At 46.1% G+C, this 21,662-nt stretch carries 21 protein-coding genes; 1 reads left to right on the top strand and 20 read right to left on the bottom strand.

Annotated features, from left to right (window positions below; genetic code table 11):
• Nucleotides 1-9: 9 nt before the first annotated feature.
• From NAF29_RS04755 to NAF29_RS04675, 17 genes are all read right to left on the bottom strand, one after another.
• Nucleotides 10-801: a protein phosphatase CheZ gene (locus NAF29_RS04755; protein WP_251260355.1), complete on the bottom strand. Its 792-nt coding sequence runs from the start codon at nt 799-801 to the stop codon at nt 10-12.
• A gap of 29 nt (nt 802-830) precedes the next feature.
• Entirely contained in the window at nt 831-1,214 is a 384-nt protein-coding gene (cheY, locus tag NAF29_RS04750) for a chemotaxis response regulator CheY (protein WP_285817601.1), read from the bottom strand.
• Nucleotides 1,215-1,253: 39 nt separating this feature from the next.
• Nucleotides 1,254-1,973: an RNA polymerase sigma factor FliA gene (locus tag NAF29_RS04745; protein ID WP_432763225.1), complete on the bottom strand. Its 720-nt coding sequence runs from the start codon at nt 1,971-1,973 to the stop codon at nt 1,254-1,256.
• Nucleotides 1,966-2,844, bottom strand: a complete 879-nt coding sequence (locus NAF29_RS04740; protein WP_251260353.1) for a MinD/ParA family protein — start codon at nt 2,842-2,844, stop codon at nt 1,966-1,968. Before NAF29_RS04740 ends, NAF29_RS04745 begins: the two co-directional genes overlap by 8 nt.
• A 9-nt stretch (nt 2,845-2,853) precedes the next feature.
• Complete coding sequence (gene flhF, locus NAF29_RS04735) at nt 2,854-4,296, bottom strand: flagellar biosynthesis GTPase FlhF (protein WP_251260352.1); 1,443 nt, start codon at nt 4,294-4,296, stop codon at nt 2,854-2,856.
• 24 nt (nt 4,297-4,320) lie between these two features.
• Complete coding sequence (flhA, locus tag NAF29_RS04730; RefSeq protein ID WP_251260351.1) at nt 4,321-6,420, bottom strand: flagellar biosynthesis protein FlhA; 2,100 nt, start codon at nt 6,418-6,420, stop codon at nt 4,321-4,323.
• A gap of 89 nt (nt 6,421-6,509) precedes the next feature.
• On the bottom strand, nt 6,510-7,673 hold the full coding sequence (flhB, locus tag NAF29_RS04725) for a flagellar biosynthesis protein FlhB (protein WP_251260350.1): 1,164 nt from the start codon (nt 7,671-7,673) through the stop codon (nt 6,510-6,512).
• A 10-nt stretch (nt 7,674-7,683) separates the two neighbouring features.
• The gene (gene fliR / locus NAF29_RS04720) at nt 7,684-8,463 is read right to left on the bottom strand and encodes a flagellar biosynthetic protein FliR (protein ID WP_251260349.1); all 780 of its coding nucleotides are present in this window, start codon (nt 8,461-8,463) and stop codon (nt 7,684-7,686) included.
• The gene (gene fliQ, locus NAF29_RS04715) at nt 8,463-8,732 is read right to left on the bottom strand and encodes a flagellar biosynthesis protein FliQ (RefSeq protein ID WP_251260348.1); all 270 of its coding nucleotides are present in this window, start codon (nt 8,730-8,732) and stop codon (nt 8,463-8,465) included. The genes fliR and fliQ overlap by 1 nt, the downstream gene beginning before the upstream one ends.
• 41 nt (nt 8,733-8,773) lie before the next feature.
• A complete protein-coding gene (gene fliP / locus NAF29_RS04710) occupies nt 8,774-9,505 on the bottom strand; it encodes a flagellar type III secretion system pore protein FliP (protein WP_432763229.1) in 732 nt (243 codons plus the stop codon).
• 47 nt (nt 9,506-9,552) lie between these two features.
• On the bottom strand, nt 9,553-9,942 hold the full coding sequence (fliO, locus tag NAF29_RS04705; RefSeq protein WP_251260346.1) for a flagellar biosynthetic protein FliO: 390 nt from the start codon (nt 9,940-9,942) through the stop codon (nt 9,553-9,555).
• Between the two features lie 4 nt (nt 9,943-9,946).
• Nucleotides 9,947-10,387: a flagellar motor switch protein FliN gene (fliN, locus tag NAF29_RS04700; protein ID WP_251260345.1), complete on the bottom strand. Its 441-nt coding sequence runs from the start codon at nt 10,385-10,387 to the stop codon at nt 9,947-9,949.
• Nucleotides 10,384-11,454 carry a flagellar motor switch protein FliM gene (gene fliM / locus NAF29_RS04695; RefSeq protein WP_251260344.1) on the bottom strand — a complete coding sequence of 357 codons (1,071 nt, stop codon included), beginning with the start codon at nt 11,452-11,454 and terminating at the stop codon, nt 10,384-10,386. Before fliM ends, fliN begins: the two co-directional genes overlap by 4 nt.
• 9 nt (nt 11,455-11,463) lie before the next feature.
• The gene (fliL, locus tag NAF29_RS04690; protein WP_251260343.1) at nt 11,464-11,973 is read right to left on the bottom strand and encodes a flagellar basal body-associated protein FliL; all 510 of its coding nucleotides are present in this window, start codon (nt 11,971-11,973) and stop codon (nt 11,464-11,466) included.
• A 57-nt stretch (nt 11,974-12,030) separates the two neighbouring features.
• Nucleotides 12,031-14,082 (bottom strand): flagellar hook-length control protein FliK, encoded by a 2,052-nt coding sequence (locus NAF29_RS04685; protein WP_251260342.1) that lies wholly within the window; start codon nt 14,080-14,082, stop codon nt 12,031-12,033.
• 215 nt (nt 14,083-14,297) lie between these two features.
• Entirely contained in the window at nt 14,298-15,749 is a 1,452-nt protein-coding gene (locus tag NAF29_RS04680; RefSeq protein ID WP_251260341.1) for a sulfatase family protein, read from the bottom strand.
• A gap of 15 nt (nt 15,750-15,764) precedes the next feature.
• On the bottom strand, nt 15,765-17,189 hold the full coding sequence (locus NAF29_RS04675; RefSeq protein WP_251260340.1) for a sulfatase-like hydrolase/transferase: 1,425 nt from the start codon (nt 17,187-17,189) through the stop codon (nt 15,765-15,767).
• Nucleotides 17,190-17,514: 325 nt separating this feature from the next.
• Between NAF29_RS04675 and NAF29_RS04670 the strand changes: the two genes are divergently transcribed.
• Nucleotides 17,515-18,969, top strand: coding sequence for a helix-turn-helix transcriptional regulator (locus tag NAF29_RS04670; RefSeq protein WP_251260339.1), 1,455 nt, complete (start codon nt 17,515-17,517; stop codon nt 18,967-18,969).
• Here the strand turns inward: NAF29_RS04670 and fliJ are convergent.
• Genes fliJ through NAF29_RS04655 form a run of 3 tightly spaced genes read right to left on the bottom strand, consistent with a single transcriptional unit; the run spans nt 18,966 to nt 21,653 of the window.
• Entirely contained in the window at nt 18,966-19,412 is a 447-nt protein-coding gene (fliJ, locus tag NAF29_RS04665) for a flagellar export protein FliJ (protein WP_251260338.1), read from the bottom strand. The genes NAF29_RS04670 and fliJ overlap by 4 nt on opposite strands.
• Nucleotides 19,412-20,761: a flagellar protein export ATPase FliI gene (gene fliI, locus NAF29_RS04660; RefSeq protein WP_251260337.1), complete on the bottom strand. Its 1,350-nt coding sequence runs from the start codon at nt 20,759-20,761 to the stop codon at nt 19,412-19,414. Before fliI ends, fliJ begins: the two co-directional genes overlap by 1 nt.
• Nucleotides 20,742-21,653: a flagellar assembly protein FliH gene (locus NAF29_RS04655; RefSeq protein ID WP_251260336.1), complete on the bottom strand. Its 912-nt coding sequence runs from the start codon at nt 21,651-21,653 to the stop codon at nt 20,742-20,744. Before NAF29_RS04655 ends, fliI begins: the two co-directional genes overlap by 20 nt.
• Nucleotides 21,654-21,662 lie beyond the last annotated feature (9 nt).

Genomic DNA, 21,662 nt, shown 5'->3' with positions numbered 1-21,662 from the left:
TTTCTCCTGCTAAAAGCCCAAACTTGAAAGCAAATCATCAACATCATCTTGATCGTTAACGACATCTTCTCGGTTTTCTGCATCCATAACAGGCCCTTCCGCTTCCACAGCTTTGGCTGCTTTATTCTCCGCCACAGTGCTTGATTCCTCAGCCACTGCAGTGTTTTCCATGTTTTCGCCGAAAACTTTAAGCATGTGAATTAGGCTGTCTTCAACTTCTTGTACAAGCTGAATAACACGTCGAATCACTTGGCCTGTAAGGTCTTGAAAATCTTGAGCCATTAACACATCTGTCAGCTTGCCATGCAGTTGATTGGTGTCATTGTGCGCCTCTGTTAAAAAAGTATTTGTGTCTTGGCACAAACCTTTAAACTCATCCAAGCTGGTTGCTTGCTTCATCAGCAAAGACCAGCGAGGTTGGAGGTTTTCAAATGATTCACTCAATTTATCTGCAACAGGTAGCGCAAATTCGACCGCATCCATTGTTTTATTGGCTGCGTTTTCCGTCATTTCAATCACGTAATTTAATCGAGATTGTGCATCTGGCATTTCTGTTCGGGCGAGATCTGTAATGCGGGGATCCAGTTGAAAATCCGACAAAGCGGTGTGTAGTTGTCGAGTTAACTTACCTATCTGTTCAAACAGGTCATTATCGAGCTGAAGCAGTCCGCCCGCTCGATTAATATTTTCTTCAACTACAGAATCAAGCAAGTTATTAGCTTTTTCCTGCTCTCCCGTTTCAATCAACTCAACAAGCTGCTTTGCTTGTTCTAGGGTGATCCTAGGCGCTATCGTCGTCATTCGTTGGTTGGCTCCGCCGCTCTACCGCGTTAAGCAATACGCTCAAATATTTTATCGAGCTTTTCTTTCAAAGTCGCAGCTGTAAAAGGCTTCACAATATAGCCGTTTACTCCAGCTTGAGCCGCAGCAACAATTTGTTCTCGTTTCGCCTCAGCAGTCACCATCAATACAGGTAAGTGCTTTAGCTGATCGTCCGCTCTAATAGCTCGGAGTAAATCAATACCTTGCATACCAGGCATGTTCCAATCTGTGACTACAAATTCAAACTCACCATTTTTAAGCATAGGCAACGCTGTACTACCATCATCAGCCTCTTGAGTATTGGTAAAGCCCAAATCACGCAAAAGGTTTTTAATGATTCGCCTCATTGTAGAAAAATCGTCCACAATCAGGATCTTCATGTCTGTTTTCAAAGCATGCCCTCCCACAGGCGCATTAAAACTATATATCGGTCAATCTTGCCAAGACTTTAGTCTGGCTTTCAAACGATGCATCGCTTGCGAATGAATCTGGCATACACGAGATTCGCTCACTTCTAATACATCACCGATTTCCCTCAAATTCAATTCATCATCATAATACAAAGACAATACCAAAGCTTCTCGCTCAGGTAAGGTCTTAATTGCTTCAGAGAGTGCTTTTTGGAATTGTTCGCGACTGATGTCATGAAACGGTGTCGAATCATCATCATCCTGCGACTCCACTCTCACAGCATCTTCACTGACCCCAAGGTCTTCGATGCCAACTATTTTTCCAGTATTCAGTGTTGCAATCAGGTGATGATAATCCGTCACCGACATATCAAGCTTACTTGCAACTTCTGAATCAAGCGCATCACGCCCTGTTTCTTGCTCGACGCGTTGTATTGCTTCAGAAACTTTTCGACTTTGTTGATGCACTGAACGAGGTGACCAATCTCCGCGTCTTAGTTCGTCAAGCATAGCGCCTCGAATTCGGATGCCTGCATATGTTTCAAATGCAGCACCTTTGGCATTGTCATAATTTTTAAGCGCTTCGAGCAGTCCAATCATGCCTGCCTGAATTAAATCGTCAACTTGAACGTTTGCAGGTAACCTTCCCTTTAGATGATGCGCAATGCGTTTCACTAAATCGGCATGCTGCCGAACCAGTTCATCTCGTTGTTGCGCCATATAGGGAGCGGCTTTACTCACTTATAGTATCTTCCTGCTCTCTTACATTGCCGTTTAAAAGCTGCTCTACAAAAAACGTCAAATGTCCTTGAGGTTGAGATGGAATTGGCCACGTCATGGCCTTTGAAGCCAGCGTTTTATATGCGATAGAAGAAGCAGACTTTGGATACTCTTGCACGACTACTTTTTGCTTACGCACGGCTCGACGGACATTTTCATCAAATGGAACCGTTGCAACCAACTCCAATGCGACATCTAAAAATCGGTCTGTTACTTTAGAGAGTTTGGCAAAAAGTTCTTGGCCTTCACGCAAGTTTTTCACCATATTGGCGACAATTTTGAATTTGAATAGACCATGCTCACGGTTTAATAACTTGATTAAAGCATAAGCATCGGTAATTGACGTGGGTTCATCACACACCACCACGACTACATCTTGCGCAGCGCGTGAGAAGCTCAAAACCATATCAGAAATGCCTGCGGCGGTATCTACGATCAACACATCATAGTCGCCCTGCAATTCACTAAATGCTCGAACAAGGCCCGCATGCTCTGTTTGCGTGAGTTCAACCATGCTGCGCATGCCTGAAGATGCGGGAACAATTCGAATGCCGCCGGGACCTTCGAGCATAATTTCTTCCAAGTCGCATTCGCCTGAAAGAACGTGAGAAATGTTTTTGTGGACGCGAAGTCCCAACAATACATCAACGTTTGCCAACCCAAGGTCAGCATCTAATACGACGACTCGTTGCCCTTGTGCCGCCAACGAAACCGCGAGGTTGATCGAAACATTGGTTTTACCAACGCCTCCTTTACCGCCTGTTACGGCTATGACTTTAACCATCTTTCGGCGATTCATCTTTCTCAACCCTGTTGCTTGGTCCAGTTCCATACTACTCGCTTACATTCTTGAATTTTCGGCGCGACCTCTTTTTTCGGCTGGCCGCGGTGACTGACGTCGTCCTGCCGCTAAGGCTACAGCCTCGCGCACCAAGTAACTAGCATCAGCAACTCTTAAATCTTCAGGTACTCGCTGTCCATCGCTAAGATACCCGATTGGTAATGCATTTTGAATCGCTACGCTTATACACTCTCCGAGGCTGAGACATTCATCCAATTTGGTGAAAATACAACCACGTAGCGGAATTTTTCTAAACTGTTCAACGGCTTCCTGCATCACCACTCGTTGGGCAGTTGCAGGCAAGACCAGATAGCTCTTGATTTTAACACGGGTATTGCTGATTAGGGTATTTAACTGTTCATTGAGACGCATATCACGCTGTCCCATTCCCGCAGTATCGATCAAAATCAACTTTCTGTGTCGTAAGTTATGTAATTGCTCTGTTAATTCTTCCGAATTTTTAGCACTACGAACCGGACAACCCAAAATTCGACCATATGTTGCCAACTGATCTTTGGCCCCAATTCGATAGCTATCCGTTGTGACTAAGGCAACCTGATCAGCACCATGTAGCGCTACGAATCGTGCTGCAAGCTTAGCGATAGTCGTTGTTTTACCAACTCCTGTAGGCCCAACTAGCGCAACCACACCTCCTAAACGTAGCACTTCATCATCAGTTACAACTAACTGTTCTGTAATTAATTGCTGCAGCTGACGCCAAGCATCGCGTCCAGTAACGTTCTCCCCAATATAGCATGCAAATTGGTCTGCTAAATCTGAACAAATACCAATTTTAGTTAATTGTTTCACAAGCATAGCTCTTACTGGTTCAGAGCGCTCCATTTCAGTTTTCATTAATCCGGAAACTTGATGTTCTAGAAGTTGACGCATTGCCTGCATTTCTTCTTGCAATGCAGCTATTTGTTGTTGTGCTTCGTTTGATGATTGGGCTGCGTGCTGCGGCTGTTGCCCATTTTTATCCCAATCCGAAAACGCTGGATTCACTGTGCGCTCTTGAGCTCTTTTGGGGACTTCCATGCTTTGCACTTGCTGTTGCTGACGCTTGAGTAAGCTTTGCAAAGAATCTTCAGATTCATTCGTTGGCGCATTCGATTTCGCGGCTTGATTTTGATTAAACGCAGCAATCTTATTTCGCAATCCACTCAAATTCACTTGATCGTCGGGCAGATCCCGTGATGCTTGAACGGCTGCAGCAGATTTCGTCGGTGCACGTTTGACGGGCTGTTTAATCGCAATCGATGGCGCTTCGTGAACGGTGGAATTCAAGCTTGCTTCAAGTTGTTCAGGATCAATACCTGCAACTATTTCGATGCCACCCGTCACTTTCTTACTGGACATAATCACAGCTTCAGCTCCCAACACTTCCTTTACTTCGGCAAGGGCTGTTCGCATATCTTTGGCAAAAAAGCGTTTAATTTTCACGTCTGCTACTCCTCAAATATTCCGCTACTGACCAATTGAACTCACAATTTTTATTTGCTTGTCATCCGGGATTTCTTGATAAGCCAACACTCTCATGCCTGGAATTGTATTCTTCACAAATCGAGACAAGGTGGTGCGCAAGGCTCCCGAGGTCAATAGGATTGCAGGTTGACCTGCTAATTCCTGTTGTTGTGCAACATCATGAAGTGAGCGTTGCATGCGTTCAGCCAGTCCAGGCTCAATCGCAGCACCTTCATTTCCCGTCGCTTGTAGAGACTGGTGCAACATCTGTTCCAACTCTGGCGACAATGCCACTACCGGCATCTCACTCTCTAAGCCGTTGATTTCCTGAACAATTAACTTCTTCAATGAAATTCTAACAGCTGCTGTTAATACGTCAGTATCTTGACTCTTCGGCGCATACTCTCGAAGCGTTTGTAAAATACTGCGCATATCTCGAATGGGTACGCCTTCATTGAGAAGGTTTTGAAGAATTCGAGTGACCACACTCAACTGCAACAGATCAGGCACTAAGCCATCCACAAGTTTTGGATATTTACGCTCAACCATATCCAACAGGTTCTGAACTTCCTCATGACCCAGCAAGCTGGCGGTTTGATTAGTCAGCAACTGGCTTAAATGAGTGGCGACGACCGTTGATGCATCAACCACGGTATACCCAAGCGCTTGTGCCTGTTCGCGAGTATTTGGGTCAATCCATACGGCATCGAGCCCAAAGGCTGGATCGGTCGTTTTCACCCCGTTCACTTCGCCAAACACTTGTCCTGGGTTAATTGCTAGCTCTTGCGAAGGCGTCACTTCGGCTTCACCCACTGACACGCCCATAAGTGAAATGCGGTAGCTGTTTGGGGGTAAATCGAGGTTGTCTCGAATATGGACCGCTGGCACCAAGAAACCAAATTCTTGAGATAACTTTTTACGAACACCTTTAATTCGGTTGAGTAGCTCTCCACCTTGCGCTTTATCGACCATAGGAATTAAGCGGTAACCCACTTCCAACCCAATAACATCAACGTGTTGCACGTCATCCCACGACAAATCTTTTTGCTGTTGCTCTTGAACTTGAGTTTGCTTTTCTTCGACTTGTTGAACTTCTTCCTGAACCGCTTGTTGTTTTTGCTTTCTGATCGTCCAAGCCGCTGCTCCACCGCACAATAAGGCAAGTGATAAAAAGGCAAAGTGAGGCATGCCGGGCACAACGCCCATGACAAAAAGAATTCCCGCTGAAATGGTCAACGCCTTCGGGCTGTCGAACATCTGGAAAACCATTTGTTCGCCCATGTCACCGTCTTTATTTTGACGGGTGACCATAATGGCCGCAGCAATCGATAACAATAGCGATGGAATTTGTGCCACTAAACCATCACCAATGGTCAGTAACGTATAAATTTCAACCGCCTCACCAAACAGCAGGTTGTGCTGCACCATACCAATCACGAAACCACCGATGATATTGATAAATAGAATCAAGATACCGGCAATTGCATCGCCTTTTACAAACTTACTCGCACCGTCCATTGAGCCATAAAAATCAGCTTCTTGAGCAATATCTTCACGACGCGCTTTGGCTTGTTCTTGGCTAATTAGCCCAGCATTCAAATCGGCATCAATTGCCATCTGCTTACCTGGCATTGCGTCCAAGGTAAATCGCGCACTCACTTCTGAGATACGACCCGCACCTTTAGTCACAACCACAAAGTTAATAATGACGAGGATCAGAAACACTACTAAACCAACGGCATAGTTACCGCCAATCACCACGCTACCAAAGGCTTCAATCACTTGCCCCGCAGCGTCACCGCCCATATGACCTTCAAGCAATACAACCCGTGTGGATGCAACGTTCAGTGCCAAACGCAACAGCGTGGCGATCAACAAAACCGTAGGGAAAGCGGAGAATTCCATAGGACGTCGGGTATATACCGATACCAACAACACAACCATTGACAGAGAGATATTGAATGCAAATAAAATATCCAGCAGCAGCGGCGGCATTGGCAATGTCACCATTGCCAGCGATGCCAGTACCATGATCGGTACGCCCAGACCATTCAGTCGGATGCCCTTGGATTTAAAACTTGTGAATGTTGCAGCAAGGTTCATTAATTGTGCTCGTCAGCGCCAAAGAATTGTCGTTATAAAGAGCGGGTTGCAAGGAGTAGGCCAATCGATAAACTCAAGCGAATCAGCGATTATTCATCAGGGGGGAATATTTGTTTACCGTCTTGGTCCAGCAGTAATTCACGAGGGATTTCTTTATCAATGTTCAAGCTCTTAGGACGAGAGCCTTTACCTTTTTGATACATTTTAAGTTGAAAAACATAGGCTAAAATCTGTGCCACAGCCGCAAACAAAGGGCCTGGAATTTCTTTTTCTAATTCTGTGGTGTAATAGACAGCCCTAGCAAGAGCCGCTTGACGCATAATTGGAATTTCGTGCTCTCGCGCCATTTGTTTGATTTGCTCGGCCACAAAATCAATCCCCTTGGCGACGACCACAGGAGCTTTTGCATCGCGACTGTCATATCGTAATGCAACCGCAAAATGATCTGGGTTGGTCACCACCACATCGGCATTGGGTACTTCGCCCATCATACGACGTTGCGCCATTTCCATTTGAACTCGCCTAATACGACGCTTAATTTCAGGGCTACCTTCGGTGTCCTTGTATTCGTCTTTCACCTCTTGCATCGTCATGCGCAGTTGCTTATTGTGGTTGTATAATTGAAACGGCACATCAATTACCACAATCAATAGCATGGAGCAGCAAAGCCCCACAAACATCCATACGAACATGGTAATCGCATGAATAATATTCCCCGGCGCAGACTCGCTCGAGAGTTGCAAAATCTCAGGGAACAGAATATTTAACAGCATGACTGCGACGACAGCCACCACTGAAAATTTTGCAATGGCCTTCACCAATTCCACAACCGCTTGGGTGCCGAACATTCGCTTAAAACCTTGCAGCGGACTCATTTTACTCAACTTGGGGCGCGCAGCCTCAGCACTGACGGTAAGACCACCTAACGCGATAGATCCCACAAACGCGCAAATAAATACCAAAGCCATAAACGCTGCCATAGACGGCAATAAGCCTTTCAAGGAACCCGCAATACCATTGATGTAGGCATTCATATCGTAGATTCGAGCACGCTCAATGGTTAACGAATCAATAAAGATCTGCTGCATGGCCATGGACGCATCGCGCCCGAACCATAAAAAGCCGATAGCACTCGAAATAAGTACCATTGCTGTAGCCAGTTCTTTGGAGCGGGGCACTTGGCCTTTTTCGCGTGCCTTCTCCTGTTTTCGGGGGGTGGCTTCTTCTGTGCGTTCCTGGTCGGTCTCCGCCATAGCGCCCCCGTCAGCAACTCATCAGCAACAGGTCGCACACTAAATCAATGTGCCGAATCCACTGCCGTTCAAAGTGTTCAACAAAATTACCCACGGTTAACCAAATAATGAGCAAGCCCGAGAGCATGGTGATCGGAAAACCAATCGCAAAAATATTGAGCTGGGGAGCCGCGCGCGTCATCACGCCAAAAGAAAAGTTAATCAACAGCAACGCCACTACAGCTGAAAGCGACATACTCAATGCCATGGTGTACATCCATCCACCCCATTCAACCATGGCAGAATAATTCACTTCTGACATGCTGGTGAGCCCAACAGGCAGGGAATTGAAGCTTTGAACCACCATGTATATCAGCGCGATGTGGCCATCAAACGATAAAAACACAAGGCTCGCCAGTAACAAGTAGAATTGCCCTACTGCTGGTACTTGTTGGCCGTTAATGGGGTCAACCATATTGGCAAAGCCTAAACTGGTTTGCATACCAATAATTTGTCCGGCGAGGACAAAACTCGCGATCAAAAGTTGAGATGCAATCCCCACTGAAAAGCCTATTAGCATTTCTTGCATGGTGATGATCATGCCACCCAACGAGAACATATCAACATCAGGCATGGGAGGTAAGATGGGCTGAACGGCCACTGTAATTGCAACGGCCAGCCCCATACGAACGCGCATGGACAAGTTCTGAGAGCTCAGAAGTGTCATTGAAGCCAGTGTGGAAGAAATTCGAGCTAGTGGCCAAAGTAGCCCCGCCAGAAAATCCATCACCACATCCAGTGGCATTTCCATCAGCTAATCACCGCAGGAATGCGAGCCACCAACTCCAAGGTAAATTCAGTAATGGTCGCAGTCAGCCAATGACCTAAAGCCATCAGAGCACCAAGCGTCACAAGAAGACGGGGTAAGAAGCTTAAAGTTTGTTCGTTAATGGATGTTGCCGCTTGAAACACGGCAACAACAAGGCCAATTGCTAAGCTCGGTAGCACAATAGCAGACACCATAATCACGATAATTTGCAGTGCATCGCGAAAGATGTCGACAAATACCTCAGGTGTCATGGTTGCTCTCCTTTTTAATGCCTTCGCACAATGAATGGCAGCTAAAGCCCAAAACTATTAGCCAATGTACCCAGAACCAAATTCCAACCGTCCACCAATACAAACAACATAAGCTTGAAGGGCAGCGATACAATCATGGGTGATAGCATCATCATACCCATTGCCATCAACACACTCGCCACTACCAAATCAATGATTAAAAACGGAATAAATAACATAAAGCCAATTTGAAATGCAGTTTTAAGCTCGCTGGTCACAAATGCGGGGATCAGCACAGTGAGTGGCACGCGCTCACCCGCTGGAATGGGCTCAATATTGGCGATATTCATAAAGGCTTCAAGATCATTCACCCGAGTTTGCGCCAGCATAAACTCTTCTATCGGAACTCGCGCAGTAGCAATTGCATCTTGGAAGTTCATGGATTCTTCCATATAAGGCTCAACCGCGGCGGTGTATACCTGATCGATGACCGGACGCATCACAAACAGCGTCATAAACAGGGCTAAGGCAATAATGATCTGATTTGAAGGGGTTTGCTGCAGACCCGTTGCTTGTCGCAAAATCGATAACACTACAACAATACGCGTGAACGACGTCATCAACATCAGAATTCCGGGAATAAACGATAGGGATGTCATGATCGCCAGAATCTGCAAGGTTACAGAATAATCTTGCGAACCATCAGCATTGGTTGTCACCGTAAATGCCGTCAGCGCACCTGGAGCTGCCGCCGGATCGGGTGCAGATGCTGGGTCTTGAGCCATCGCAGCCATCGGCAATGCCAATACGAAGGCCGTTAGCAACGCGCTAAAAAGTCGAATTAAGTTTTGCTTCGCCATAACTGCCATGTTTGAACTGGTTGCTGCTTTACAGCCGAAAGAGCTTCGGGAAGTTCGTCGGCAGTAAATTCAGCGAGTTGATTAATAGATTGTGGTGTTGCTCCGAGCAACACATAACGTTGGCCAACTTTTACGAGTAGCAAACGTTCTCGACTGCCAATATTTCGACTGGCTACGATATCAAGTCCGTGATGACCCGTGATACTTTGCGGCATGAAGCGTCGCCACAAAAAGGCAAGACCAATTGCGATGGCTAACACCACCATGAGCGAAATCATCATGGAAACAAGCTGACCAGTTGTATCAACTGCCGTACTTGGCTGTAACACTTTTGCCGTTTCTGATGCAGCCATTAACCATGCAATCATCATTCGATTATCGCAACTTTTTAATGCGTTCGGTCTGACTGATCACATCGGTTAAGCGAATACCAAATTTGTCATTCACCACAACAACCTCACCATGCGCGATCAGCGTACCGTTAACTAATACATCCAAGGGTTCACCCGCCACTCGATCCAGTTCAACAACAGATCCTTGGTTTAACTGCAACAAATTGCGAATATTAATTTTGCTACGCCCCACTTCCATCGAAATGGTCACGGGAATATCTAGAATACCTTCTAAGCGCTTCTTATCAGCCTGTGTAATAGGCGCGTCATCGTCAAATTCTGAGAAATCTTGAAGATCTGCGGGCTGCGCATCTAGCGCTGCATTATCAATACCATCGGACGTTTGCGCCGCAAGAGCTTCGGCCCATTCGTCGGCCATAGCCTGATCGTCTACCGCTTCATTTTCGTTTTCGTTGTCGCTCATAGGTCGTCCTCATTCAACGTATCTTCTAGGCGCTCAATGTCAGCTTGCCCATCGATCCGGACACCGCCGCGCGTCACCAGAGCGAGTTCGCTCTTCACGCCGCTCGGCCGTTTTATTTTTTCTTTAATTTTCAATGCTAACATGTCATTGCTTTTACCAACCGTAGCCCGATAAGACGGCAGCTCTTCAACAAACACGGTTGCAGTTTCTGGCATTTCGACAGGAATAATATCGCCCGCTTTATAGTCCATAATATCGCGCAGCGATACTTCGGTATCGAGCAAATTTGCACGAAGACCAACGGGGACATCTAATATTTCATCGCGCAGAGCCATAGCCCAGCGCAAATCAGTGTCTTCCTTATCGCTTTGAACACCTGCATCAAGCAACTCGCGAATGGGCTCAAGCATTGAATACGGCATGGCAATATGAAAATCACCACCACCACCATCGAGGTCGATATGAAACGAGGACACCACAACAACTTCCGTTGGACTGACGATGTTCGCCATTGATGGATTCACTTCACTGTCTAGGTATTCAAACTCGCAATCCATCACCGGCGCCCATGCTTCCTTGTAATCGATGAATACAAGCTTGAGCAGCATTTGAATAATTCGGCGTTCGGTAGGCGTAAATTCGCGACCTTCAATCTTTGCATGATAGCGGCCATCGCCGCCAAAGAAGTTGTCCACAAGCACAAATACAAGACGGGCTTCCATGGTGACCAGAGCCGTTCCTTTAAGCGGACGAAACCGAACCATGTTTAATGATGTAGGTACAAATAATGTGTGGACGTATTCGCCAAATTTAATCATTTGAACGCCGTTAATCGACACTTCAGCCGAACGACGCATCATGTTAAATAGGCTAATTCGCATGTGGCGAGCAAAACGTTCATTCACAATCTCAAGGGTCGGCATACGACCCCGAACAATTCGATCCTGAGAGGAGAAGTCGTATTCCATGACGCCTTCACCAGCGCCCTCCTCGACTTCCTCTTCTTCAACATCTTCTGCGCCATGCAATAACGCATCAATTTCATCTTGTGATAACAGATCGCTCACGATTACACCTTACTGCAAAACAAAGCCGGTAAAGAGTACTTGTTCGACGACATCTTTGCCCTCAACATCAAGGAAGGATTGACGAACATCGCTCAGTGCTTGCTCTCGCACTCGTTCTTTACCAGCTAGTGAAGCCAGTTCCTCGGCGGTTGAAGAACTAAAAGTTTTGAGCAATGTTCCCTCAACCAGAGGAATGTGTTTTTTGGCTAGCTGCTCGGCATCTAGCCCTCGTACCAAAAGCTGAACCTTAATTTGAACTAAACGCTCACGGCCTTGCCCGGGTACACTAAATACAAAAGGTCGGGGCATCGCTACATATAAAGCATCACCTAACTCTGCCGATGCTGCAGCAGCTGCAGGAGCTGCCTCTGCTGCTGACGATTCCCCGTCACTTGAAGAGTTACCAAGCAAGAAGTAGGCCGCAACGCCACCTCCGACTAATAAAACAACAACAATTGCAATAATAAGAGGTAATTTGCTCTTTGCGGGTTTTACCTCTAATTCGACTTCTTCAGCCATTTTATATAATTCCGTAATATTTGGTCAGTGACGGCGACAAGGTTATCACAGCCCAGCTTAAGCGTAGAAGTCTACATGCCCTGCTTTCAACATTATCTGCTGTGGTTGTGATACCTGTGCAATGTCTTGTTCGACTTGTTGCTGTGAATTTTGTGCATGAGAACCTTGCTGTTGCTGATCTCGTCCACCACGATCACCTTGCTGGTAGGAAACATTGGCATTCACAAGCTCCATTTCTTGTTGTTGCAGCATTTCCTTTAAGCGCGGCATGGCTTGCTCGATGGCATCTTTGGCTTGAGCATTTTGGGCCACAAAACTCACTTGAGCTTGATCATTTTGAACTTGAACCCGAACCATTAAGCTCCCCAACTCGGGCGGGTCGAGCTGAATATCTGCGGTTTGTATGTTCTTATCCATCATCATCATAAGTCGTTGGCCCAAAATAGGTGCTAGCTTGTCTTGCAGAAGCTGCATTTTCTCTTCCACTATGGCTAGTTCTGCCGCCATTGATTGAGGCGCAGCAGCGACATTAACAACGGCTTGTTGAGCTTGAGAAATAGAGGTTGAAAATTGCCCTGTTGATATGGAAGAGTCCGGTGCTGTTTGCCCAGTGGCAACCGAAGCAAAAATATTACCGGCGCTGTGGCGTGGTTGTTGACGTTGCTCTGCATCATCTGCCAAACCATCATCAGCGGCTAAATCAGCATCGAACTGTTCTGCATCATCGTTGATTTTCGTCGCTTCAGCTTGTTTCAAGTCCGTTTTCAATTGCGTTTCAGTTTTACCATTAATCACAAGTGCCGCTGGATTAGATTCCGATGGAACCGCTTGGCCTTCAACAGGCGCACGCGTTGGTGATACTGAATGGGTTTGGCTATCTCGCGTTTGAGCAATATTCAGCTGCTCTTTGGCAAGCTTTTCCGAAAAAGCCAGTTGGGATTCTTCTTTGGAACTGCCAATTTTCACATTAAATTTGCCCGCTGTATTTTGTGCAAGTTCTTGGTCTGAAGTGCCGGGCTCACCTTGTGTTGATTCGGCCTTATTTGTGAGCATATTGGGCTTGCTGCTGTCATCCGTTGACTGTTGATCGATTTGACCTGAAGCTTTACTTTCAACGGCGGTAACCGCTATCGGTTTGAGATCAGCCAAGGCTCGCTCTGAAACCGGTTGTTGACCATTGACTTTAGATTGAATCTGCAATTCGTCTTCAATAACTGCTTCATCAACAGGGGCCATATCGTTGGGTTGAAGCTGCGCAAGTTCTCGTTGGAACATTTGCTGAAGCGGATCATGTTTGGCGGTCGGAGGCGATAAAATTTCAGAGGCCTTTTTGGGTGCCGATGGCAATAGTTCTTCTTGTTCTAGTAGGTTTTCATCTATTTGACCATCCGTGTTGAGTGCCATTTTTGACGGAATATCTGACAGCATATTTTGAGCATCACCAATCTCCACCCCACCAATTGAATTGGTTTGGCTTTTCAGCTCGGCCGAAGTCATTTGTAGGTCATTCCATACACTTGAAGCTTTTGCTTGATCTGATTGGGACTCTTTGAAGCTCCGCCCCGATTCTGCATCCGTCACAGTATCTTCCTTCTGAGCCTTTGCTTCTGCCTCCGACAGTTTCAATTGCTGGATGAGCGAGGCAAGTGCTTGCCGCATAGACTCGGTATCGTTGTCTTTAGCTATAAAAGATGGCGCTGTTCGATTTGAATCTTCTTCTTTTGCTTCTACTTGCGTTTCATCTTGTGCCAGCTCAGTTTCGTCGCTTATGACAGGGGCTTCATTATCGTACTCGGCTATTAGCCCTAAGATATCTTCTGCTCGCGCCATAGTTTCGGCATCAAGTGGCAACTGATTGCCTTGTTCTTGTTGCTGTTTGAGCCAATTCAACAATTGATTGACCGATTCTGATGGTGAAAGCCCCGATAAATCTAACTGCTCCGCTTGCTCGCCTTGCAGCATTTGTACAATGCCATCCGCCTCTGACTCAGACAGATCTAACTCATTAAAAAGGCTAGCGAATAATCCTCCATCGCCATTTTCAGACGACGCATCTCTATACGCACTCGATGCATCTGCAGAACCATTTAACGAAGAAATTGGTAGCATGTATTTACCCTTACCCAATAGTAAGCGCCTCAAATTTTGAGACGAATAGAATTAACTAGACAGAGTAAAAGCAAGGTTCATACCATTCATATGGTGGTAGAAGAGAAAAGAACTCGGTTGCCTTGAATAGAAGTCTAAAAAACGCTTGCACCGCACAAAGTATGCAAGCGAGATCAACAAAACAATTAAATGGTATGAGGACGTTTGGCTGTAAATTACTCAATTTTATAAGTGGGCGTTTGCTTCGCCTCACGTACATTTTTTTGGTGGAGAGTTTCATAAAAGTCACTCACCGCTTTTTTATATTCCCAAGACTGATACAGCACACTATTCACATTCTTAGAATTCCATTCATTCCACAGCTCTGCTAAATAAGCCTGTTTCTCTGGATACTGATCCACCAAATTTTCTGTTTCGTAAGGGTCTGCCAACATATCAAAGTAGCTTCTCCCCACATTAGGTAGCGGCTGTCTCATGTACTTTGCGTCCATGGTCCGAACGGCATAAATATTGGCTGCTTCCTCCAGCCGCCAAAACAGAGCATGATGCGGGCTTCCACGTTTTTGTCCGGTGACGTATGGCACCAAATCGACGCCGTCTAAATCACCGTTTCGAGCCCCCGCAAGTGCAACTGATGTAGCCGCTATATCTAACGATGAAACGAGCCCCTCAAATGTTTGGCCTCTTTTAATTTTGTTAGGCCAGTGGGCAATAAAGGGCACATGAACACCGCCTTCTAGCAACGCTACTTTACCGCGTCTAAAAGGGGTGTTATCCGCCCAAGAGAACGTAGGCAGCCATTCTTCTGGGTACACACCGCCATTGTCTGATAAAAAGAAAATCAATGTATTATCAAACTTTCCCGCTTCTTTTAATGCGTTAATCAGCGTGCCAATCCCGTCGTCCATCGCATCAACCATGGCCGCATAAATACGCCGTTGTTTATTCTCAATATGGCTATATTTATCTATGTATGATTGAGGGGCTTGCAACGGAGCATGCGGTGCGTTGTATGACATGTACATAAAAAATGGCTTATCCGAAGTCTGCTGAATGTACCTTGCAGCATCATTGCTCAATGCCGTCGTCAGATATTCATCAAACTCGGCAACGCCTTTGTTTCTCATTAAGGGCAATAGGTATCCACCACCGCCAACCGTTGCCTCACCGGGCATATAGTTATGGCCGCCGTCTAAGAAGCCATAAAAGTAATCAAACCCACGATTATTAGGCTGAAAGTGAGGCGCGCCACCCAGGTGCCACTTTCCAAATACAGCCGTTTCATAGCCAGCTACTTGCAAGCGCTTTGGAAACGTTGTTTCGGTGACGGGTAAGCCCATATATTTATCATCTGGCGCATACGACACATTGTTTTCCATGCCGAAGCGCGCTTGATAGCGTCCAGTCAGCAAACCCGCGCGCGAAGGGCCGCAATACGGGTGCGTCACATAGCCATTTTTGAAAATAATGCCGTCGCTCGCCAATTGATCAATATTCGGCGTTTGAATCTCAGTTTCACCCGTAAAGCCCACATCGTTATAGCCAAGGTCATCCGCTAAGATCAGAACAATATTTGGCCTTTCATTTTCTTCGGCACACGCCACAAAACTGCTGAGATATCCCATGACAGCAATTGCAATTTGCTTTGTATAACTCAATTTTTTCATACTTCAATTTCCAACTTAGTTCATCGATTTATCTGGCGTGTGATTTCGAAATTCATCCATTCTTTGAATTGCACTTCCTTCAAATTCTCGTTTGAGTTGCCATAAAGGACGCTCCAATGTCAGCTCCCATGCAAACAAACGCTTCAACAATTTATTGACGATCTGCGGGTGTTGCGCGGCAACGTCATGTGATTCAGAAACATCGGTTGATAAGTCATATAGCTCTGGAACACGGTCTGGATAACGAATCACTTTCCAGTCTATGTCGCGGATGGCTGCACGATTCTCTTTTTTCCAATACAGGGTTTGATGCGGCCTGAGCTGCGACTCTTGTTGAACAAAAGGCATTAGGTCGACACCATCAAGCTCCTTCATTTCAGCAATATCTCCACCTGCTGCTGCAACAAATGTTGGAAATAAATCAAGCGATGACACAGGGAAACGATACGTTTTACCCATACTAATTTGTTGTGGCCAACGCATTAGCATGGGAACTCGAATCCCCCCTTCGAGATGGGTCGCTTTGGTACCACTTAATGGGTAATTGTTAGACGCATTTTGGTCTGTAGGGCCACCATTATCGTTCATGAAAACAACGAGCGTGTTCTGTGCAATATGAAGTGCATCGAGTTTCGACATCACACTCCCAACAGCTCTATCCATCGCTAGATTCATCGCCGCGAGTGTTTTTCTAGGTTCGGTTAAATGAGGAAAAGCAGCCAGATCGTCCAGTTTAGCTTCCATTGGTGCATGCACCGCAGTAAACGAGAGCGTGGTGAAAAATGGCTTTCCATCCTTTACGCTTTGCTCCATAAAAGCGTTAGTTTCGGCTGCGAGTACATCGGTCAAGTAACCTTGGTGTTCGACGAAGTGACCAAAACCGCGCTCCATGCGCTCATTTTTACGCTGGGCTAATTCCTCCTCGCTGTAGCTGAAATAACTCCTAGCTCCGGTTCGCATCCCGTAGAATGTATCGAATCCACGACGCGTAGGGTGAAATCGGTCACCATCTCCCTGATGCCATTTGCCAAACAACGCCGTTGCATACCCTAAACCTTTCAAATGATCTGCAACGGTGGTTTCTGTGAGTGGTAGCCCCATATCTTCCCCAGTTAAACCGGAGGCGCTCATGTAGCCAGGTACATTATTTTCTTCAAAACCAAATCGTTGTTGGTATTTTCCGGTGAATAAGCCCGCTCGAGACGGACCACATACGGCTGCCGAAACATATGCCTGGCGAAACACTACACTTTGCGCAGCTAATTCATCCAAATGAGGTGTTTTCATGGTACGACTGCCTTGAAAACCAAAGTCGTGGTAACCGGCATCATCTGAAATGATCAATAGGATGTTCGGCTGAGCCGCTAAAACTTCACAGCAGGCCCCAAGGTAAGCGCACAATACAAAGAAAATTTTCTGTATTGTTCTTCCATACAACATATTCATTCAACCTAAGCTAGTTAACTTGTGTGAGTCACAACATGGCGATTTCAATAGTTTCTAGCGTAAAATTCAAAAGCGCATTAACAATCCTCCAAACGAATTTTAGAAAAACAGCAAAAACATAAATAACAACAACTTAAGATGGAATTTAACTTAAAAAATATAAAGAAAAACAACCTCATACAAGTGTTCTGAGTGGCACATTCAGCAAGATAATTTTTAGAGTTCTGAACCGCCTCATAGAATGATCAAACATTCGTTGATTTTACGAGGCACAGACAACATAGTTGAGCCTCAAAAGCGCAGGGAGTCTGAAGTTTTTATGAACGATATTGCTTTGAACTGGGATGTTTTTTTGCGGGCGGTCGTGCCATTTGCCTCTGCTAATATCTTTGCAATGGTGCTTGTATACTTTTTTATTGTTCGTGGCAGGTTTGGCCGCACCTTTGCTCTGTACGCCACATTCCTCATTTGCTTTATTTTGTTTTTGTTGGGGCCGACTCTAAATTTAACGCCTTTAGGCGAAAGCAAACGCTGGTTCGATATATTCCGAAATATCGTCCTTTTTAGTATCGGAACTCCGTCATTACTTTTAGCTTTACTGATCCAATCGCGTGTAAAAATCACTCGGACTATTGCGTTTCCATCGGTACTTCTTGGTATTAGCTGGTCGGTACTGTTTGTGCTGGCTACGCCTTTGTATCACTACCAAAGCCATGAAATTCCGTGGTTGTTTCAGCTCCACAATATTAGTGATCGAACGGTCCATAGCGCACAAGTTTTGCTTGTTTCGTTGCAACTGCTGCTACCTAGCCTGTGGCTCATAAAGCGAAATGCAGTGCCGCAAGTGAATACTTACCTCTATGGCGTCGTTGCGTTCTGTTTAGCGATAGGTATAGGCAGCAACTTGAATCATTGGGGACTTTATTACGGTGGCTGTAGTTTGACAGCTATCATTTGGGCATGGGCCGTCTACCAAGATATTCAATTGCTCAATGACAAAGTAAAACTTCATTCTGAGCACCAAAATAACTTAGCGATTGCTCAGTATTCAGCCCCCAAGAATGTAGGGTTTGCGAACTACTACCCTGTTAAGTTCAATGAATCTTATCCTTTTAGAGAACGTGAAGCCTTGTTGCAAGCGGTTCAAACCGGCAGTGCAGGGATCATTCACAGCAGAGTTACAGAGCTTGCTGACACGTTGGAAAAGTTTACCTCCGGTGACTTAGCCACTTATCAAATTCGAGCCAAAGAAATATTGTTTATGATGGTTGATGCTGTGATTTTCAACAGTGGCAGTGCTGCTGAACGTATCGAACGACTTGAGCAAAAAAGAATCAGTATTTCTGAGGCTCAAACTATTCATGCGATCTCTGAGATTCTATTGGTCGAAGCTGCGCATCTTACCGAGTCCTTCAGATCAGAACCAAATGCTGGGGCTGAGAAAGTATTGGTAGACCGGATAAAATCCTATATTCTCACGCATTATCATGAAGATGTGAGCATTCGCGATGTAGTGGAAGAGATGAGTGCAAGCCGCTCGCATTTAATGAAGATCTTCAAAAATGTCACATCGCAAACCATTAACCAATACTTGGTCGAGGTTCGAATCAACAAAGCTAAAGACATTTTGTTGTCAAAATCAGTGACTGATACTGCATTCGAGGTGGGCTTCAACAACTCTACATATTTTTCCACAGTATTCAAAAAGCACACAGGGCATACGCCTAAGGAATATCAGCTTCAAGCCAAAACGTCAGGTAATAGTTTGCACTAAGTTGAGCGGCGGCGGGCAAACTGCATGGATGCAAATTCATCCATTTGCTTTTGCTCACGACGTTGAGTTTGCTGTGCGATGATCATTTCTTCTCGCTCGATCAACATCTCAATGGCTTTGGTGTCAGCACGGGCATCGATCCAAACTTGTTGGCGCTGTTGCCATACTTGTTGGGCCACAGCGACTGACTGTTCGGCTCTGCCTAAAGCGTCATCGAGCTTAGTAACAAAGCCGTGGTAATGTCCGTAGCTTTGCGCTGTGAGCCCTTCAGCACTTTCAGATATCATTTTTTTGAGGTAGTCATTGCGATAATCTCGCAACGTTTGAACCTGTTGTTGTTGCATGTCGAGCGCTTGTTTAGACTCCTGCATCATTCGTGCAGCTTTGTTTTCGGCTTCTTGGCGAATACTCACGATCATTTGTAATTGCTTGATTTGTGCCATTAGTTAAACCCGCCTAATCGTTGGCTCATTTTGGCAGCAAGTTCAGCCAAGTTTTGGAGGCTACTATCGTAAGGTGTCACATCTTTCATTTTTTGTTGGAAAAAGCCTTCGATCTGAGGCAAGAACTCGATCGCAGCGTCAACTTTCGGATCGGCTCCACGACTATAAGCACCAATGTTGATGAGATCTCGATTAGACTGGTACGCAGCATAAACTTGTTTCACCATACGCGCGCACATCAAATGTTCATCACTGGTAACTTGGGGCATCACACGACTAATCGATGCTTCTACATCAATCGCTGGATAATGGCCAGAATCAGCAAGACGACGAGAGAGTACAACGTGGCCATCTAAAATAGCGCGTGCTGCATCTGCAATCGGATCTTGCAGATCGTCACCCTCGGTCAAAACCGTGAAAAATGCAGTAATTGAGCCTTGATTTTCGCCACCGTTACCGGCGCGCTCCACCAGTTGAGGCAATTTTGCGAATACCGAAGGCGGATAGCCTTTTGTGGCTGGGGGTTCACCAACAGCCAAAGCAATCTCTCGTTGTGCTTGAGCATAACGAGTGAGCGAATCCACCAGCAAAAGCACGTTCAAGCCCTGATCCCGAAAATATTCGGCTATCGATAACGCGGTTTCACAACCTTTGAGGCGCATTAATGATGAGGTATCTGCTGGAGCTGCCACTACAACAGAACGTTGTCGGCCTTCAGGTCCCAAAATTTCATCGATAAATTCTTTAACTTCTCGTCCCCGTTCTCCAACGAGTCCAACCACCACCACATCGGCAGAAGTTCCACGGGTCATCATTCCCATGAGCACACTTTTACCTACACCAGATCCCGCAAACAACCCCATTCGTTGTCCTTGACCCACGGTATTCATCGTGTTGATGGCTCTGACCCCAACATCTAAAGGTTGAGCAATGGGACGCCGTAATAATGGGTTAAACGCTTTAGCGCGTCCAGACACATGATTTTGACTATAAATAGGGCCGAGACCATCGAGCGGTTTTCCCGTGCCATCAATGACACGACCGAGCAGTGCCATACTCACTGGAATTCCGTCAGATTTCCCCATGGGCACCACGCGCGCTCCAGGTACCACACCAACGGCATCATCGGCAGGCATTAAATAGAGCGTATCTCCATCAAATCCAACCACTTCGGCTTTAATGGTGCCGCTTTCAACTTCAACAGCACACACATCTCCCACTGCGGCTCTGCAACCTACGGCTTCAAACGTGAGACCAACCACACGGGTAAGGCGGCCTGCCATGACGGGGGCTAAGGATTGAACGCCCAGCTCGTATCGCTTTAAGCGATCACTCAGCGAGAGTTTCATCTTGCGAGCCTGATTTGGAACTAGGTGAGCGGGATGGATCGGAAGAATTTGTGTTCGGAGCGACTTCTGTTTGCGGCTGTGATGTTGCTTTTAAGTGATGATTTAACTGGCTTAAAAAGAGCTCATTGACTCGCTGCTGACGCTCCTTCATATCGATGGTGACATCAGAATGCTCTGTGAGGAGTCGAACATCCCCAATGGCTAAGTCGGGCTCAGCTTCTAACATCCAACCGCGCTGTTTAATCTGCTCATCTGAATAGGCATCGTGAATGAGGCTTAAATCTGATGGGTTCAACTGCACACGCACTCGCTGTTGCTGAAAAGGAAGCAACTCAACGGCTTGTCGTAATGTGTGCAAAATAACCCGACCGTTAGTCACCAATTCATGCTGAACCACAGATTCGCTCAGTTGTGTGACTAAATTGACGAGCTGCGCCTCAACATCCTGGTCGATTTGCTGCTGTGGCTCATGCAGTGCTCGCATGAGCGCTTCTAAACTGGTAGTTCGTTCTTCAACTTCTGCCTGGCCTTTTACCAATGCTTCTTGGTAGCCAGCTTCGCAACCTTCTGTATGACCTTGCGCTTTGCCTTGTTCTAAGCCTTCGGCGTGTCCAGCCTCGAAGCCGTCTTTTTTACCTTCTTCAAACCCTTCTTCATAAGCGCTTTGGCGAATTTCTTCAAGTAATTCAGCCGTCATTGCAACCGGCTCTTCATGCTCTTCTTCAGTTGTTTCAGCATCAACAACTGAAGCGTGAGGTTGCACGTTCAGAGCATTCGAACGCTGGCTACTTGATTCCAGAGTTACATCAGGAATAGCCCAACGCTCAAGCAATTCAGCTTCTGTTTCGTCAAAAGCTGGCTTTGAATGCGAATCTAGCGGCTCAGAGCTCATCTATAAACC

The sequence above is a fragment of the Echinimonas agarilytica genome, from assembly GCF_023703465.1.
Lineage (GTDB): Bacteria > Pseudomonadota > Gammaproteobacteria > Enterobacterales > Neiellaceae > Echinimonas > Echinimonas agarilytica.
The sequence above is the reverse complement of the archived record's forward strand: the minus strand, read 5'-3'. Positions and strand labels throughout refer to the sequence as shown.